This window comes from Methylocystis sp. ATCC 49242, assembly GCF_000188155.2.
Classification (GTDB): domain Bacteria; phylum Pseudomonadota; class Alphaproteobacteria; order Rhizobiales; family Beijerinckiaceae; genus Methylocystis.
On the sequence record NZ_KE124774.1, the window covers coordinates 1,281,191 to 1,297,328 of the forward strand.

A 16,138-nucleotide genomic window follows, 5' to 3' on the forward strand; every position below is an offset into this window, starting at 1 on the left:
GCCTGGATGCGGCCCCGTTCTCCGTCAGCAGATCATTTCGGCAAACGCCGATAGCGCCCGCGCCTCAATCGCCGCCCGAAACGCGCCGACGCGCGCCGATACAGCGAACCGTGCCGGTCGCGGAACGGTAGACGAGCGTTTCGGTGCGAATGAAGCCCTTGCCGAAGAAGACGCCGTCGACGAGCGGACCGTCGGTGACGCCCGTCACGCAGACCACGACATCGCCGGACACCATCTCCCGGACGCCATATTTTTTCCGCGGGTCGGTGATGCCGTGACGCGCCGCGCGGGCCATCTGTTCGCCCGTCTCCAGCACGAGCCGCCCCTGCATCTGGCCGCCGGCGCAGCGAAGGACCGCCGCCGCCAGAACGCCCTCCGAGGCGCCGCCGCGGCCGAGATACATGTCCACGCCCGTCTCTGCGGGATCGGTGGTGAAGATGATGCCGGCCACGTCGCCGTCCGAGATTAGCCGCACACAGGCGCCGGCCTTGCGGCATTTGGAGATGAGCTGCGCATGGCGCGGACGGTCGAGGATGCAGACTGTGATCTCGCCCGGCGCCACGCCCTTGGCCTCGGCGAGGGCAAGAATATTTTCCGCGGGCTCGCGATCGAGATCGACGACGCCGTCGGGATAGCCGGGGCCAACGGCGATCTTGTCCATGTAGGCGTCTGGCGCATGAAGCAGCGCGCCGGCGGTCGCCGCGGCGGCGATGGAGACGCAACCGGACATGTCCTTGGCGCAAAGCGTCGCGCCTTCGATCGGAGCGACGGCGAGATCGTAATTCGGTCCTGCAGCGGCGCCGATCTCCTCGCCGACATAGAGAAGCGGCTCCGCCTCCCTCTCCCCTTCGCCTATGGCGACGCGCCCCCGCACGGGAAGACGGGCGAGTTCCTCGTGCATCGCCTCGACCGCCGCGCGGTCCGCCGCCATCTCGTCGCCTCGCCCGCGAAGGCGCGCGGCCGCCACGGCGGCGCGCTCGGTCGCGCGCGCAAGCTCGATGGTGAGAAAGCGGTCGATCGACTTCTGGTCGAAGGCGGGCTGTTGCGCCATGGCTCGGTCGCCTCCGGAACTATTCGCGCTCGATGCGGATGACCTGCGCGCGCGACACGATCGTGCCGTCCTGGAAAATATGGTCCAGCGCCTCGCGCACCAGATGCTCGCTCGTCGCATGGGTGATGAGAATGACGTCGACGCAGGCCCCGGGCGCGCCGCGGCTGCCGCGCTGCATGATGCTGTCGAGCGAGATGCCGCGCTCCGCCATGCGCGTCGCGATCTTGGCGAAGGCGCCCGCCACATCGCGCACCGACATGCGGATGTAATAGCCGCCCTCGTGCCGACGCATCGGCGTGCGCTTCAATTCGGTGAGCTGCGCCGATGGCAGGCCGAAAGGCGCCGAGCGCACGCCCCTCGCGATGTCCGCGATATCCGCGACGACCGCGGAAGCGGTGGCGTCGCCGCCGGCGCCAGGGCCGACGAGCGTGAGTTCATGCACCGCGTCGGCGTCGATGGTGACGGCGTTGAGCACGCCCATCACCTGCGCGATTGCGGAATTCTTGCTCACCATGGTTGGGTGCACGCGCTGCTCGACGCCGTCCGCCGTGCGCTGCGCGACGCCGAGCAGCTTGATACGGAAGCCCAGTTCGTCGGCGGCTTCGATGTCCGCGAGCGAAACGCTCTCGATCCCCTCGATGTCGATCGCCTGTGCGGCGATGCGGGCGCCGAAGGCGAGCGAGGTGAGGATCGACAGCTTGTGCGCGGTGTCGAAACCGCCGATGTCGAAGGTCGGATCAGCCTCCGCATAGCCGAGCTTTTGCGCCTCGGCGAGACATTCCTCGAAGGAAAGCTGTTCGCGCTCCATTCGCGAGAGGATATAATTGCAGGTGCCGTTGAGAATGCCGTAGACTCGCTCGATCGAATTGCCGGCGAGCCCCTCGCGCAGCGTCTTGACGATCGGAATGCCGCCGGCGACCGACGCCTCGAAGGCGAGCGCGACATGCTTCTCCTCCGCAAGCTGGCTGAGATGCAGCCCATGAGCGGCGAGCAGCGCCTTGTTGGCCGTGACGACGGATTTGCCATGGGCGAGAGCGGTCTCGACGCTGGCGCGGGCGGCGCCCTCGGAGCCGCCGATCAGCTCGACGAAGAGATCGATATTCCCGGAGGCGGCGAGCTTCACCGGATCATGGAAGAATTCCGCGCCGGAAAGGTCCGCGTCGCGCTCCTTCTCCGGATTGCGGGCCGAAACGCCCGTAACCACGATGCGGCGGCCCGTGCGCGCAGTGAGCGCGTCCGCCTGCCGATGGAGAAGCCGCGCCACCGCCGCGCCGACGGTGCCGAGCCCCGCGATGCCGACGCGCAAAATCTCCGACATTTCGACTCTTTCCGGGAAAAAACCTGAATCGGCCGCAGCGGCCGGGGACGAGATGGCCTTGTGCCCGATTTCGCGAGGGGGATCAAGGAAGCTCGCCGCGAACGCATGGCGAGGCTTGTCCCGGCCAGGCTCGCGCCCCACTCTTAGGGCGTGGCCCGAAAACCGGGCATGGAGATCACTAGGAGGAGGATGTCGGCATGAAGCACTGGAGCGCGGCGGCTGTCATCGGATTTTTCGTCGCTTTCTCGCCGATCTGCGCGCAGGCGGGCGTCGGCGTGCATGTGGAAGCCGCCATGGAGCACGCTCGGGAGGCGATCGAAGACGGCGCGAAGGGCGACGCCGAGGAAATCCTCGTCCATGTCTCGAGCGCGCTTGGCCACGCCCGCGAGGCTCTGCACGAGAAGGCGGTCGAAATGGACCGCGCCGCGAACAAGCTGCTGCACAACGCGATCCGCCACCTGCGAAAGGCGGAGATGCGCGCGCGCTTCGGGGACGTCGCCAGCGCAACGAAACATTCGGTCGACGCGCTGACAGAATTGAAAAAGATCAGGTAAGGCGTCAGTCGCCGCAATTCAGCTCGATATTGCCGATGCGCTCCTGAGCGCCGAGGCGCGCCTTGAGGGTGATCTTGCCTATACAGGCGGCGTCTCGGAGGTACAGCGCCTTCACCGCCTTGCCATCCTTGAAGAACAGGGATTTGAACTTGCGGCTGGCGATGGTGCGCCCCTTCTCGTTGACAACGGATATGATCAGCGGCCCCTTCACATTGGCCTCGGCCGGCGTGCTGGTCAGGGACACGGTAACGAGGAGGTCATTCGCTGGCTGTTTGGCGTCGCCCTCGCCGATCATGGTGTTCCAGCCGCTGAAGGGCGCCGGCGACGCTATATTGTCGGAGAGTATTCCCGTTCCCTCGTAAAACAGGCGCGCCTCCACTCCTGAAATGACTGCGGAAGCGGTCGAGTTGTTTTTCTCCCCGCCCCAGGCGAGCGGCAAGCTGGCGAAAAAGGCGATGGAGCAAGCAAAAATATGGCTGATTTTCATCGGCGTTCCTATGAGAGACATCTGTCTTCTATCAAGGAGAAAACGCCGGATACAGGCTAAACGATCCGTCATCGCGCAGAATTTGGCGAGAGGACGCCAGTGACCGATTTCAACGAGCTCGCGAAAGCTTTTGTCACCCTGCTCGTCGTGGTGGAGCCGCTCGGCCTCGCACCGATCTTTCTCGCCGCGACGGCCGGACGCGGCGAGCGTTCGCGCGCGCGAATCGCCGCCCGCGCCTGTTTCTACGCCTTCGCGATTCTCGCCGGCGCGGCGCTCGGGGGCGAGCGGCTGCTTCACGCGATGGGCATCACCCTGCCCGCCTTTCATATCGCCGGCGGGCTGCTTTTGTTTTCCATCGCGTCTGAAATGGTGCTCGGCGTGCGCATCCGTCGGGAGGCGGACGCCGCTGCGCAGGCGGTCGAGGAAAACGGCCGTCACATTGCCGCCTTCCCGCTCGCGATCCCCCTGATGGCGGGACCGGGCGCCATCACGGCGACCTTGCTGATCGCGGGAAAGATGGCCGGAGACCCCACGCGGCTTGCCGGCCTGTTGGGCGCGATTGCGGTGGTGATCGCGATCTCGTTTCTGGTCTGCATTTTGGCCGGACGCGTCGAACGCGTCTTCGGGACCGCGGTCAATATCGTCATGGCCAAGCTGCTCGGCGTGATCCTCGCGTCGCTTGCCGTGCAGTTCGTCATGGATGGGGCGCGGAGCCTTCTTTAAGCCCGCGCCCCCGATGCTCAATGCGCCACGTTCGACCAGATCTTGCGCTTGGTGAAATAGAGCAAGCCGGCGAACACGATCAGGAAGGACAGGACGCCGAGGCCAATGCGCTTGCGCGTCTCCAGATGCGGTTCCGCTACCCACATCAGGAAGGCAGCGACGTCCTTGGAGTATTGATCGATCGTCTGCGGCGCGCCGTCGTCATAGGTCACCGATCCATCGGCGAGCGGCGGCGGCATGCCGATGCGGCGGCCCGGCACGTAAGGATCGTAGAACTGGCCGGTGGGCAGCTTCACATCCGGCGGCGGGTCCGAATAACCTTCCATCAGCGAGACGATGTAATCGACCCCGTGCTCCTGATAGGCGAGGCCCGGCAACGCGTCGAAGAGAAAGGTCGGGAAGCCCCGCGAATAACCGCGCGCCTTTGCGAGCACCGACATGTCCGGCGGATAGGCGCCCGACATCGCCGCGCGCGCCGCCTGTTCATTCGCGAAGGGCGGCGGGAAACGGTCGCTGGGACGGCCGGGACGGTCGAAATATTCGCCCGTGTCGTTCGGACCGTCCTTGATCTTGTAGCTCGCGGCAAGCTCCGCAACTTCCTTCTCGGAAAACTCCGGTCCGCCCGGCTGGCCGAGGTTGCGGAAGGCGAGCATCTTGATCGAGTGGCAGCTGGAGCAGACTTCCTTGTAGACCTTGAAGCCTCGGCGCAATTGCGCCTTGTCGTAGCGGCCGAAGACGCCGGCGAAGCTCCACTCTTGCCGATTAGGTTTTTCCTCATGCTTCGGGCTATCGCTCGCATGGGCGGGGGCGGCCAACGCGGCAAGCGCCAGAGCGACGCCCGAAATGAGAGAGAAAGTCAGTCGGCGCTTCATCGACGGATCCTGTTCGGCGTTCTTTCGCGCATCAAGCATGTCAGGCTCCCCGGCTCGCGACGGCGGCCTCGATCGACTCGGGCACCGGATCGGGCTTCTCCCGCTTGCCGAGCAACGGCAGAATCACCAGGAAGTGCAGGAAATAATAGGTCGCAAGGATACGCGCGGCCCAGAGATAGACGCCCTCAGCCGGCTGCGCGCCGAGATAGCCGAGCCCGATGCAGACGGCGACGAACACCCAGTACAGCTTGCGGAAGACGGGACGATAGGTCGCCGACTTGACCTTCGAAGTGTCGAGCCAGGGCAGCGCCGCCGTGATGAGAATCGACAGGAACAACGCAATGACGCCAAGCAGCTTGTTCGGTATCGCGCGCAGGATCGCGTAGAACGGCAGGAAATACCATTCCGGCACGATATGCGGCGGCGTCACCAGCGGATTGGCCTCGATGTAATTGTCGGGATGGCCAAGGTAATTCGGCACGAAGAAGGTCATCCAGGCGTAGAGAACGAGGAAGGCCCCGATCGCGAAACCGTCCTTCATGGTGGCGTAGGGCGTAAAGGGAACGGTTTCCTTCTCGACGTCCTTCACCTCGACGCCCGCCGGATTGTTCTGCCCCGTCACATGCAGCGCCCAGACGTGCAGGGCCACGATCGCGACGATGATGAAGGGCAAGAGGTAATGCAGGGCGAAGAAGCGGTTCAGCGTCGGATTGTCGACCGAATAGCCGCCGAGCAGCCAGGTTGTGATCGAGGTTCCGACGACCGGGATGGCCGAGAAGAGATTGGTGATGACGGTCGCGGCCCAGAACGACATCTGGCCCCAGGGCAGCACATAGCCGAGGAAGCCCGTCGCCATCATGACCATGAAGATGACGACGCCCAAAATCCAGAGCACCTCGCGCGGCTCCTTGTATGAGCCGTAATACATTCCTCGGAAGATGTGGATGTAGACCGCGAGGAAGAACATCGAGGCGCCGTTGGCGTGCGCGTAACGCAGCACCCCGCCCCAGTTCACGTCGCGCATGATCTTCTCGACGGAGTCGAAGGCAAGCGTCGTTTCGGGCGTGTAGTGCATCGCCAGCACGACGCCCGTCACGATCTGAGCGACCAGCATGAAGGACAGGATCGCTCCGAAGGTCCACATGTAGTTGAGATTCTTCGGCGTCGGATAGGCGACGAAGGAGTCATACATGAAGCTGATGATCGGCAGCCGGCGCTCCAGCCAACGGGCGAAGCCGCTCTTGGGCGTATATTGCGAATGTCCGCTCATGGAAATTTCTCGAATGCGTCGCGGGCGACAGGAGGCGGCGGGAGGGTCTTACCCCTCACCTAGCCGATCTTGATCTTGGTGTCCGACAGGAAGGTATATTTCGGCACCTCGAGATTGGTCGGCGCCGGACCGCTGCGAATGCGGCCCGAGACGTCGTAGGTCGAGCCGTGACAGGGGCAGAACCAGCCGTCGAATTCGCCCTCCTTGCCGGTCGGAATACAGCCGAGATGCGTGCATACGCCGATGACGACGAGCCATTCCGGTTTCTGGACGCGCTGCGAATCAGCTTCCGGGTCAGGGAGAACGGAGAGCTCCACATTCTCGGCGGCCTTGATCTCCTCGGCCGTGCGGTGGCGCACGAAGACCGGCTTGCCGCGCCATTTCACGGTGACGATCTGACCTTCGGGAATGGCGGAAAGGTCGACCTCCGTCGAGGCCAGAGCCAGCGTGGACGCGTCCGGGTTCATTTGCGCGATCAGCGGCCAGACCGCCGCTCCGGCCGCGCCGACGGCCGCCGTCCCCGTGGCGATGTAGAGAATGTCGCGGCGGTTCGCCTCCGCCGACGGTTTTGCGCTTACGTCCCTGGTGCCCACGCTCTACCCTCTCCCAACTGCTCCGACTAAAGGCGCGCTCGGCGCAATCGTTTCACGTTTTGACCGCAAGCGCCAGATTCGCTTTGCGGTCCGCCGCTGCGGGCGCTAACTGTGGTCTGCGCCCGCGGGCGGGATTTGTGGCGGAATTTGCGCACTATGTCCACAAGTCCGCCACGGGATTTTTCGCCTTTCTCCGCGGCTTTCCGGGCTTTCGCGGCGATTTGCCGCAAATTCTCAAGATTGCGGCGGGAACCCGACGCAATGACTCCCCTGACCCTCGCCCTCTACCAGCCCGACATTCCCCAGAACGCCGGCGCGATGCTGCGGACATGCGCGTGCCTCGGCGCCGACGCCGCTATCATCGGGCCGGCCGGCTTTCCCGTCGCCGACCGCGATTTCCGCCGAGCGGGCATGGACTACCTCGATCAGGTGACCATTGCGCGTCACGTCTCCTTCGCGGCCTTCATGGACTGGCGAGCCCGACTCGCCGAGGCTGGCGACCGCCGCCGCCTCGTCCTGCTTTCGACCCGCGCAAGCAAAAGCTACGCCGATTGCGCATATCAGCCCGGCGATGTGCTGCTGGTCGGGCGCGAATCGGCCGGCGTCCCCGACGATGTCTTCGCCGCCGCCGACATCACCGTGCGAATCCCCATGCGGCCCGGCGCCCGGTCCCTCAATGTCGCCGTCTCGGCCGCCATCGTGCTCAGCGAGGCGCTGCGGCAACTGGGCGCTGACTGACTGTCGACAGGGATGTGTGCGCCCGCACAGCGGCGCGATGCATAAAAGTCTTAATATTTCGTTGCTTCAATTTATTCACGCCGGGAGGCGAAAATGACTATGACCGAATTCAATGAAATGCTTGGCGTCGCCAAAAAGGTTGCGACCGTGCTCATCGGATTGTCGCTTCCGGCGACCCTTTACGCGAAGGGCGACCAGATCTTCTACGCCGTCGGGAACCTTGGGGCGCAGCTGAAATCGGCGGAGATCGCCGGCGTGAAGCTGGAGTTCAGCGAAGCCGCCATCCGCAAATATGTGCGTCCCGACCTCTTCAGCCATCTCGACCCCGCCGAAAGACGGGCCATCGCAAACGACATGGCGGCCTTCGATGCGCGGGCGGTGGTCCGGCTGCTTAGCCTGAGCTTTCTGGACAAGCCTTGCGAGTATGAGCGCCCGACCCATGAAATGGCTCAGGAATACGCCGCCGACATTTTCTTGCGCGAACGCGAACTCGCGGTGATCGAATTCGACGACGCCGAGCGCGACAGGATTGCCCAGAAGCTCAAAGCCAGCGGCGAAAAATCCGACATCGGTTATCCGCGGGCGTGCTACAAGGTCACGCTGACGAAGCGCGGGATGAACGTCCGGACTGCGATGATGCATGTCTTCGCCGCAAATCTGGCGACCAGTCTCGGCGAGAAGGATGCGCCTGCGGCAAAGCCGTATCAGGAAGCCAGCAATTGAGTTTACCCCGCCGTTCGATGGCTGGCGCGGTCCGTCGATAGACGCTCCGCGCTATTTTTTTGCTGATCGCGCGGGGGCCGGCGCGACTCCCGACGAATACGTTATTCGCCTTCCGCGCGTCCCGCGCTACCCTCTACTACTCGCGCATGTGCGACGCGCAGGGATTTTGGAGCGAATTCATATGGACAATGGATTTTTCCAGCGCTTCTTCGCGACGCTCGAGCGTTCGCTTTCCTGGCTCGAAAGCCTGTTGAAGGCCGTCTTCCTCGGCGTTCTGACCGCTGTCGTCCTGCTCAATTTCGACGTGATCACGTCGGGGTTTCGCGGGCTGGCGCAAAAGCTTCCGCTCCTTGTCGAGGTCAACGCGCTGGGCGTCGGGGCGAAATTCAGCCCCGCGGAAATCAACAGGAAGGTCAAATATTCGGAAATCACCACAAGCAATCTGCGGGCGTTTTACGGTCCGGAGCAGGCCGCCAACGCCTCGGAGGGCCTGAAGTCTCTCGATAAGAAGGGCCTCGTTCGGATAATGAATGTCGGCCTGCTGAAAAACATCTGCCAATTCGAAAAGCCAAACGCCGACATTCTCTCCGACAATGCGACGGACAAGGCGCTCGAGGAAAAGCGGCTGGTCAGGATCATCCAGAATCCCGCGCAGACCGAAACCGTTCGGTCGCAGATCAAGCGCAACGAGATCGCAACGCACAAGCCCTCGGATATCGGCTATCCAGTCAGTTGCTACGACATCGAACTGACCAACCGCGGCTACGATGTGCGCACCGCGGTCGTGCAGGCGATGGGGGCGCGCTTCGAGCCGGACGTCGCCGAATGAGGCGGCCGCCCTCAAATTGACAAGCCGCGCGGGGAGTTGGAAAAAAGCCGCCCATATCGGCCCTGCAATCCAACGCCCGGGAAGACGCCATCTTGACGGAAAGCCTGCTGGAACAGCGCAAAATAGCCGCCCGCGAGTGGTTCGAGTCGCTGCAACTTCGCATCATCGCCGCTTTCGAGACGCTCGAGGACGAAGCGCCGGGGCCGTTTTCTCCGGAGGCGACGGCACCCGGCCGCTTCAGCCTCACGCCCTGGGAGCGCACGGACCACAGCGGCGCGCCCGGCGGCGGCGGCCGCATGGGCATGATTCATGGCCGCGTCTTCGAGAAAGCAGGCGTTCATTGCTCGACGGTCTTCGGAACGTTTCAGCCCGAATTCGCCAGGCAGATTCCCGGAGCCGCCGAGGACCCGCGCTTTTTCGCCACCGGCATTTCGCTCATCGCGCATCCATGGAATCCGAATGTGCCTGCCGTGCACATGAACACGCGCTTCGTGGTGACGACGAAGGCCTGGTTCGGCGGCGGCGCCGATCTGACGCCGGTGCTCGACGCACGCCGCACACAGGACGATCCCGATACGATCGCCTTCCATGCGGCGATGCGCGGCGCCTGCGAGCGTCACCCGGTCGCGGACTACAAACGCTTCAAGGAATGGTGCGACGAATATTTCTTCCTCAAGCACCGAAACGAGCCGCGGGGAATCGGCGGCATTTTCTACGACTATTTCAACAGCGCCGGCGACCCTGCGAACAGCGCATGGGACAGTGATTTCGCCTTCACGCGCGACGTCGGCGAGAGCTTTCTGTCGATCTATCCGGAGCTCGTGAGGCGCAACTTCGCCACGCCGTGGAGCGAAGCCCAGCGGGACGAACAGCTCGTGCGTCGCGGGCGTTATGTCGAGTATAATCTGCTCTATGACCGCGGGACGATTTTCGGCCTCAAAACCGGGGGCAATGTGGACTCGATCCTTTCCTCCATGCCGCCGATGGTGAAATGGCCCTGATCACCCGACCCTGAACGTCCAGGCCCTGTTCAGAGCGAAGGTCATGAACATTGCGATGACGGTCGTCACGACCTGCGCGGGTAGATAAGGCGCGCCCCATCGCTCCACGAAGAGGCTCATCAGCGCGTAGGTGAGACAAAAGCCGGCGAAGGCGACGAGCGCGAAGCGCCATGTCGCCTCCCCGTGCGGACGGTCGCTCGCGAAAGTGTGTCGCCGGTTGAGCATGTAGGCGACGACCCCTCCGGCCACATAGCCGCACAGCGTCGCCGGGACCGCGCGCCAACCCGCGCCTTCGACCAGACCAACAAGAATCGCGTAATGGACGATCGTCGCGCCGACGCCGACCGAGGCGTAGGTCGCAAGCTGCCGCGTCGTGGACATTATTGGCGCGGCATCCGGGCGTAATGCGCCGCAATGTCCGCCATCTCCGCGTCGGACATCTGGCGACTCATGTAGCGCATCTCCTTATGCGGCCGCTTGCCGGATTTGAACGCCCGCAACTGGTTGAAGAGATAGACCTCGTGCTGGCCGGCGAGATGCGGGACGTCGGCGCTTTTCGCAATTCCGTCCACGCCATGGCAGGCCGCACATTGAACGAGGATCTCGGGAAGCTCCTCCGCGCGCGCGCCGGTCGCAGCAACCGCGACGAAAAGAAAAAAGGTGGTCCTCAGGAAAATCAACGCTACCTTGACCATAACAGCGTCCCAAACGAGCCTGATGAGCAATGCCATGCCGAACGTCTCGCAGCAAGTTCGCAAATCCGCCGTTGGCGGGACACGGATGATTTCGGCTGATTTATCAAAACACGACAAACGTTTCCGCCTCGGGGGCGTCAAAGTTGTCAGGGGTAATTCACGTAAAATTTTACATCGTTTTTCTTCAACCGGCTTCAAGAATAATAAATATTTCATGTTTACATAATTGCCGCGAACCTCAATCGACTGCGATACCGTGATGGTCCGACGCCCGAAGAACCCCCCTGCAGGAACGGTCGCCAAGCCGATCGCTAACTGGCTGGCGTCGCGGGTCGACGCGACGCTGGAGATCATCCGTCGGCTGGACAGCGTCGCGACCGCCGACGAGCTTGGCGACAGCCTGCTGGAGATAACATCTCCTCTGGGCGTCGAGGCAATTGTGGCCGGCGTCCTCCCCTCGAGCGCGAACCACCACATGGATCACGGCGACGAAAAGACGCCGGGGCATTGGCCCGCACTGCTGACGCGTGAAGCGTTGGCGCAGAACAAACTGCAATCGGAACTGCTGATCGACCTCGAAAAGCAGACCACGCATATCTTCACCCGCGACGCCGCGACCGGCGAAGCCTCCCACCTGCGTTTCGTCTACGCGCGGGATAACGACGCAGAGGCCTGGCCGGACGGCGAACGCATCGTCTTTCCGATCGTCACCGTCGCCGACATGCAATGCGGTTTCGCCTTCCTTGGCGAAAATCTGTCGCGTGATGAGACCGCGATGGAAATTCTGTCCTTCATCGCCAACTACGCATTCGCGCGGATGGTGAAGGTGGACAGGATGTGCAAGAGCAAGCCGAAATTGACCGACCGCCAGAGCGAAGTGCTGAAATGGGCCGCGCTCGGCAAGACCGACTGGGAGATCGCGGCGATCCTGGACGTCTCCCAGCATACGGTCGACAAATACATGCGCCAGTCCAAGGAGGCGCTCAACGCCGTCAATCGGACCGCCGCGATCGTTCTGGCGATGCGCTACGGCCTGATTTCCTGATAGTCCTCCCCGCGTCTCGCCACGCTTGCATCGCCCGCGCCCGAATAAAGACGAGATCTGGCCGGGCGCGGAGCGCTCCCGACCATGGAAACATCGATCGTGTAATAATGAAGGGAACCGATAAGCCGGCCCCGCATCAAGATGCTACCGACGCGAAGCCCGCATTCCATAAAGACTATGGCACCTTCGGCCGAGTTGTGATTCCCGAATCACAGATTTCGATCTCGATATCGTCTCTGCTGTTAACATTCTGAAAGAAAGTCAGAACCCTCCTCTTGTCTTCGTCATTCAGACGGCACAATTCACGAAGTGTTTCGAGCGCGTTCCGTTCCTGGATGAGGTAAAGAAACTCGAGAAACTCTGCGCCACGCCACTCCAGAACCTTTTGCCCGACAGCCTCGGCCAGGCGAACATCTGCCCCACGCATTTTAGAACCCTTCAATATCCTACAATGTCTAATAGTCCCGCCGCATCAAAGCTTTGCACTTGCCGCCATGCATGTCGAAAAGGCGCGCAGGGCTGTCTCATGCATTAAAATGTAATATATTTTGCACGGTTACATGAAGTACGTGATTTCGTACTGGCGTCGGCGCGCCTCAAGTCCATGCGCCCGTCGGACAGGAAAACGCGGCGACGCGTTCTCACCCCTTCTCAACGCCGCAATAATCGTCTAACAGAACCACGACTTTCGAGCCGGGCGCGCCCGCTCGCCGCCCCATGACCTGTCGCATGGGACGGGCGTCTTATCAGACGCCCTTAAAGGGCATTCCGGGACGCGTTCCGGTCCAAGAGGCCGGAAGCGGCCTTTTTTTTGCGCGCTCGCCACCCGGCGAAACACGAAGACGACTCAAGCCCGCCCGTTCAGGACGGGCGTCCAGAAGGACGCTTATGCCGAAAAGAACCGACATATCGACAATCCTGATCATCGGCGCGGGGCCCATCGTCATCGGACAGGCCTGCGAGTTCGACTACTCCGGCACGCAGGCCTGCAAGGCGCTGAAGGCCGAGGGGTACCGGATCGTGCTCGTCAACTCCAATCCGGCGACGATCATGACCGACCCGGATCTGGCGCATCGAACCTATGTCGAGCCGATCACGCCGGAATTCGTCGCCAAGGTCATCGAGAAGGAGCGCTATGCGGTCCCCGGCGGCTTCGCGCTGCTGCCGACCATGGGCGGCCAGACCGCGCTGAACTGCGCGCTCAGCCTCGAAAAAATGGGCGTGCTGAAGAAATTCGACGTCGAGATGATCGGCGCCACGGCGCACGCCATCGACAAGGCGGAGGACCGCGAACTCTTCCGCGAGGCGATGACCAAGATCGGTCTGGAGACGCCGCGCTCGCACCATATCAAGACGCTGCCGCAGGCGCTGGAGGCGCTGGACGACATCGGCCTGCCCGCCATCATCCGGCCGTCGTTCACGCTGGGCGGCACCGGCGGCGGCATCGCCTACAACAAGGCCGAGTTCATCGAGATCGTCGAGCGCGGCATCGACGCTTCGCCGACCAATGAGGTTCTGGTCGAGGAAAGCGTCCTCGGCTGGAAGGAATACGAGATGGAGGTCGTCCGCGACAAGGCGGACAACTGCATCATCGTCTGCTCCATCGAGAACATCGACCCGATGGGCGTTCACACCGGCGACTCGATCACCGTCGCCCCGGCGCTGACGCTGACGGACAAAGAATATCAGATCATGCGCGACGCCTCGCTCGCCGTGCTGCGCGAGATCGGCGTCGAGACCGGCGGCTCCAACGTGCAATTCGCGGTCGATCCGCGCACCGGCCGCATGATCGTCATCGAAATGAACCCGCGCGTGTCGCGCTCCTCGGCGCTGGCGTCCAAGGCCACGGGCTTCCCCATCGCCAAGGTCGCCGCACGCCTCGCGGTAGGCTACACGCTCGACGAGATCGCCAACGACATCACCGGCGGCGCCACGCCCGCCTCCTTCGAGCCGACGATCGATTATGTCGTCACGAAGATCCCTCGTTTCGCCTTCGAGAAATTTCCGGGCGCCGAGCCGGTCCTGACTACCGCGATGAAATCGGTCGGCGAGGCGATGGCCATCGGCCGCAATTTCGCCGAGTCGCTGCAGAAGGCGCTCCGCTCGCTGGAGACCGGCCTTTCCGGTCTCGACGAGATCGAGATCGAGGGGCTGGGCAAGGGCGACGACATGAACGTGCTGCGCGGCGCGCTCGGCACGCCGACGCCGGATCGCCTGCTCGTCGTCGGTCAGGCGCTGCGCCTCGGCATGTCCCGGCAAGAGATTCACGAGGCCTGCAAGATCGATCCGTGGTTCATCGACCGCCTCGCGGAAATCGTGGCGCTCGAAGACAAGGTGCGAAAATTCGGCCTGCCGAAAGACGCCGAGAATTTCCGCAAACTGAAATTCGCCGGCTTCTCCGACGTGCGCCTCGCGACGCTGACGGGACTTGAGGAGAAAGACGTGCGGGCCGCCCGCCACGCGCTGCAGGTCCGTCCGGTCTACAAGCGCATCGACACCTGCGCGGCGGAGTTCGCCTCGCCCACGGCCTACATGTATTCGACCTACGAGGCGCCTTTCATCGGCGCGCCCGAGAGCGAAGCCCGGCCGACGGACAAGAAGAAGATCGTCATTCTCGGCGGCGGGCCGAACCGCATCGGACAAGGCATCGAATTCGATTATTGCTGCTGCCACGCCTGTTTCGCCCTGGCCGACGCCGGCTATGAGACGATCATGATCAATTGCAATCCTGAGACGGTCTCCACCGACTACGACACTTCGGATCGCCTCTATTTCGAGCCGCTTACGAACGAGGACGTCGCGGAGATTCTCGATGTCGAGAAGTCGAACGGAACGCTCGTCGGCGTAATCGTCCAGTACGGCGGGCAAACGCCGCTGAAGCTCGCGCATGGTCTCGCGCAGGCGGGCGCGCCCATTCTCGGCACGCCGGTCGATTCGATCGACCTCGCCGAGGACCGCGACCGCTTCAAGCGCCTGCTCGACAAGCTCGGACTGAAACAGCCGAAGAACGGCATCGCCTATTCGGTCGAGCAGTCGCGCATCGTCGCAGGCGAACTCGGGCTGCCGCTCGTCGTGCGCCCGTCCTACGTGCTCGGCGGCCGCGCCATGGCCATCATCCGCGACCAGTCGGAGCTCGACGAATATCTGCTCGGCACGCTGCCGACGCTAGTGCCCTCCGAGATCAAGGCGCGCTATCCCAATGACAAGACCGGGCAGATCAATATGGTGCTCGGCAAGAATCCGCTGCTCTTCGACCGCTATCTCACCGATGCAATCGAAGTGGACGTGGACTGCCTCGCCGACGGCGAGCAGGCGGCAATCGCCGGCGTGATGGAGCACATCGAGGAAGCGGGCATCCACTCGGGCGACTCCGCCTGCTCCCTGCCGCCGCGCTCCCTGCCGCCGGAAACCATCCTGGCGCTCGAGGAGCAGACGAAGAGCCTCGCCATGGCGCTTGGCGTCGTCGGCCTGATGAATGTGCAATTTGCGCTCAAGGACGGCGAGATCTACGTTCTCGAAGTCAATCCGCGCGCCTCGCGCACGGTGCCCTTCGTGGCCAAGGTCGTCGGCGTGCCGGTCGCCAAGATCGCCGCGCGGGTGATGGCGGGCGAAAAGCTCGCGAATTTCACCCTGCCCGACACGCGCCCGGCCCATGTCGGCGTGAAGGAGGCGGTCTTCCCCTTCGCGCGTTTCCCCGGCGTCGACACGGTCCTCGGCCCCGAGATGCGCTCGACCGGCGAAGTCATCGGTCTGGACCGTTGCTTCGACGCGGCCTTCGTAAAGAGCCAGCTCGGCGGCGGAACGAAAGCGCCGCGCGAGGGCGTGGTCTTCGTATCGGTCCGCGACGAGGACAAGTCCCGGGTCGTTCCCGCCATCCGGCTTCTCAAAGAGATCGGCTTTTCCGTCGTCGCGACCGGCGGCACGGCGCGCTATCTGGTCGAACAGGGCATCTCGGCGCAGAAGATCAACAAGGTCTCGGAGGGCCGGCCGCATATCGTCGACGCAATCAAGAACGGCTCGATCCAGCTCGTGTTCAACACGACGGAGGGCGCTCAGGCGCTCGCCGACTCCCGTTCCTTGCGCCGCGCGGCGCTTCTGCATAAGGTTCCATATTATACCACCCTGGCGGGGGCCATCGCCGCCGCTCAGGGCATTCAGGCATATGTTTCGGGAGATCTGGAAGCGCGGGCGTTGCAGGATTACTTCGAGCCCCGCAACTGACGGAAACCAAAGGTTGAT

At 63.2% G+C, this 16,138-nt stretch carries 16 protein-coding genes; 8 read left to right on the top strand and 8 right to left on the bottom strand.

Annotation, left to right across the window (positions count from 1 at the left end; translation table 11 throughout):
- Positions 1-64: 64 nt before the first annotated feature.
- Both MET49242_RS08270 and MET49242_RS08275 read right to left on the bottom strand, forming a co-directional pair.
- Positions 65-1,051, bottom strand: a complete 987-nt coding sequence (locus MET49242_RS08270) for a fructose-bisphosphatase class II family protein (RefSeq protein WP_036282249.1) — start codon at positions 1,049-1,051, stop codon at positions 65-67.
- 19 nt (positions 1,052-1,070) lie between these two features.
- A complete protein-coding gene (locus tag MET49242_RS08275) occupies positions 1,071-2,369 on the bottom strand; it encodes a homoserine dehydrogenase (protein ID WP_036287380.1) in 1,299 nt (432 codons plus the stop codon).
- Between the two features lie 197 nt (positions 2,370-2,566).
- Between MET49242_RS08275 and smbP the strand changes: the two genes are divergently transcribed.
- Positions 2,567-2,923, top strand: coding sequence for a small metal-binding protein SmbP (gene smbP, locus MET49242_RS08280; RefSeq protein ID WP_036282251.1), 357 nt, complete (start codon positions 2,567-2,569; stop codon positions 2,921-2,923).
- 4 nt (positions 2,924-2,927) lie between these two features.
- On the opposite strand, the gene MET49242_RS08285 is transcribed toward smbP, so the two are convergent.
- The gene (locus MET49242_RS08285) at positions 2,928-3,410 is read right to left on the bottom strand and encodes a hypothetical protein (protein ID WP_144259523.1); all 483 of its coding nucleotides are present in this window, start codon (positions 3,408-3,410) and stop codon (positions 2,928-2,930) included.
- Between the two features lie 99 nt (positions 3,411-3,509).
- Here MET49242_RS08285 and MET49242_RS08290 point away from each other — a divergent pair, with 99 nt between their 5' ends.
- Positions 3,510-4,133 carry a MarC family protein gene (locus MET49242_RS08290; protein WP_036282259.1) on the top strand — a complete coding sequence of 208 codons (624 nt, stop codon included), beginning with the start codon at positions 3,510-3,512 and terminating at the stop codon, positions 4,131-4,133.
- Between the two features lie 17 nt (positions 4,134-4,150).
- Here MET49242_RS08290 and MET49242_RS08295 read toward each other — a convergent pair whose 3' ends face one another.
- From MET49242_RS08295 to petA, 3 genes are read right to left on the bottom strand one after another with little or no spacing between them, the layout of a single operon-like run.
- The gene (locus tag MET49242_RS08295) at positions 4,151-5,044 is read right to left on the bottom strand and encodes a cytochrome c1 (protein ID WP_244430765.1); all 894 of its coding nucleotides are present in this window, start codon (positions 5,042-5,044) and stop codon (positions 4,151-4,153) included.
- A 1-nt stretch (position 5,045) separates the two neighbouring features.
- Positions 5,046-6,275, bottom strand: a complete 1,230-nt coding sequence (locus MET49242_RS08300) for a cytochrome b/b6 (protein ID WP_036282262.1) — start codon at positions 6,273-6,275, stop codon at positions 5,046-5,048.
- A gap of 59 nt (positions 6,276-6,334) precedes the next feature.
- The gene (gene petA, locus MET49242_RS08305) at positions 6,335-6,868 is read right to left on the bottom strand and encodes a ubiquinol-cytochrome c reductase iron-sulfur subunit (protein ID WP_036282265.1); all 534 of its coding nucleotides are present in this window, start codon (positions 6,866-6,868) and stop codon (positions 6,335-6,337) included.
- Between the two features lie 261 nt (positions 6,869-7,129).
- On the opposite strand from petA, the gene MET49242_RS08310 reads away from it, so the two are divergent.
- The 4 genes from MET49242_RS08310 to hemF all read left to right on the top strand — a co-directional run bounded on the left by MET49242_RS08310 (position 7,130) and on the right by hemF (position 10,159).
- Entirely contained in the window at positions 7,130-7,606 is a 477-nt protein-coding gene (locus MET49242_RS08310; protein WP_084678938.1) for a tRNA (cytidine(34)-2'-O)-methyltransferase, read from the top strand.
- 93 nt (positions 7,607-7,699) lie between these two features.
- The gene (locus MET49242_RS08315) at positions 7,700-8,329 is read left to right on the top strand and encodes a hypothetical protein (protein WP_144259524.1); all 630 of its coding nucleotides are present in this window, start codon (positions 7,700-7,702) and stop codon (positions 8,327-8,329) included.
- 181 nt (positions 8,330-8,510) lie between these two features.
- Positions 8,511-9,158, top strand: a complete 648-nt coding sequence (locus MET49242_RS08320) for a hypothetical protein (protein WP_036282270.1) — start codon at positions 8,511-8,513, stop codon at positions 9,156-9,158.
- A gap of 92 nt (positions 9,159-9,250) precedes the next feature.
- Positions 9,251-10,159, top strand: coding sequence for an oxygen-dependent coproporphyrinogen oxidase (hemF, locus tag MET49242_RS08325; RefSeq protein ID WP_036282273.1), 909 nt, complete (start codon positions 9,251-9,253; stop codon positions 10,157-10,159).
- Here hemF and MET49242_RS08330 read toward each other — a convergent pair whose 3' ends face one another.
- Positions 10,160-10,540 (bottom strand): GtrA family protein, encoded by a 381-nt coding sequence (locus MET49242_RS08330; RefSeq protein WP_036282276.1) that lies wholly within the window; start codon positions 10,538-10,540, stop codon positions 10,160-10,162. It lies immediately after the preceding gene.
- Positions 10,540-10,890, bottom strand: coding sequence for a cytochrome c (locus MET49242_RS08335; RefSeq protein ID WP_036282279.1), 351 nt, complete (start codon positions 10,888-10,890; stop codon positions 10,540-10,542). Before MET49242_RS08335 ends, MET49242_RS08330 begins: the two co-directional genes overlap by 1 nt.
- 223 nt (positions 10,891-11,113) lie before the next feature.
- Between MET49242_RS08335 and MET49242_RS23280 the strand changes: the two genes are divergently transcribed.
- Complete coding sequence (locus MET49242_RS23280; protein WP_051134080.1) at positions 11,114-11,899, top strand: LuxR C-terminal-related transcriptional regulator; 786 nt, start codon at positions 11,114-11,116, stop codon at positions 11,897-11,899.
- Between the two features lie 888 nt (positions 11,900-12,787).
- Entirely contained in the window at positions 12,788-16,120 is a 3,333-nt protein-coding gene (gene carB, locus MET49242_RS08350) for a carbamoyl-phosphate synthase large subunit (RefSeq protein WP_036282285.1), read from the top strand.
- Positions 16,121-16,138: the final 18 nt, after the last annotated feature.